This is a genomic window from Bariatricus sp. TF06-38A, from assembly GCF_027690675.1.
Classification (GTDB): domain Bacteria; phylum Bacillota; class Clostridia; order Lachnospirales; family Lachnospiraceae; genus Allocoprococcus; species Allocoprococcus comes.
The window spans coordinates 1-835 of sequence record NZ_JAQFCE010000069.1 but is presented as its reverse complement, the minus strand read 5'-3'; the positions used below and the strand labels follow the sequence as shown (position 1 = coordinate 835).

2 protein-coding genes are annotated in these 835 nt (G+C 37.4%); one reads left to right on the top strand and one right to left on the bottom strand.

The window, feature by feature from the left end:
• Positions 1–116 precede the first annotated feature (116 nt).
• Entirely contained in the window at positions 117–410 is a 294-nt protein-coding gene (locus PG418_RS19095; RefSeq protein ID WP_498837894.1) for a hypothetical protein, read from the bottom strand.
• Positions 411–487: 77 nt separating this feature from the next.
• Between PG418_RS19095 and PG418_RS19090 the strand changes: the two genes are divergently transcribed.
• A partial coding sequence (locus PG418_RS19090; RefSeq protein ID WP_498837893.1) for a hypothetical protein occupies positions 488–835 on the top strand: 348 nt, incomplete at its 3' end.

Sequence of the window (835 nt, the reverse complement as noted above, 5' to 3'; positions counted from 1 at the left end):
TGCTTCTTGTTTTGCTGAAATAAATAAGAACGGTGATTTGGATCTTGATGTGCGTTTTCAAAAAAGTTCCGCTGGAGATATTTTTTATATAAATTTATGTTATATTTGCCAATAATTTAGTTCTTTTTGTATAAAACAAATGCATTTAATAATGCATTACTTATACTAGTTCCAAAATTATGTCCTTTTGTGTAAATCAAATTGCTTGCACTATTGTAATAGCATGAGGAAACATTGATCCATACATCCCAATTTCCAACCAGATCATAGCCGACTACACCAATTGGCGTATAGCCAGTTAAAGAAGGTGCCTTAATGTATTTTTCAAAATCCTTTCCTGCACCGACATTTATATTATTTGTTACAGTTACTTGCTTTACATACAATAAACTTTTTAAATTATTGTTCATCGTTGTTTCTGCATTTTTTAATTTGCTATTTAGTTCAGAATCCCTCTAAAAAGATGAAGAAAGGGGCAAACAGAAAAATGAAAATCACATTCAATGATGGTCAGGAGCTGCAGATCCAGCAGGTCACTGAGCAGACGGATGGTGCACTTCTGATCAAGACCATTTCAGCATCCGAGGATCAGCTGAAGACTTTATTCTCTGATCCGACAACAACTAAGAGAATGTCTGTGAGCGAACGGGATGAAGATACCGTTGTGTATGAAAACTACACAAAGCTCGATGCAATCGTGAAGTACACGGCTGGCATCCTTGGTGTGCTGATGTACCGGGAAGGAGAAGATCCGGACAGCCGGATAGCAGCTCTGGAGGCACGACTTAAAAAAGCGGAGGAGAAAAATGAAATGCTCGAAGGATGCATTTTGGAA

Coding starts and splice junctions, on each gene's coding strand:
- PG418_RS19095 (WP_498837894.1), bottom strand. CDS start 410: ATGAACAATAATTTAAAAAGTTTATTGTATGTAAAGCAAGTAACTGTA.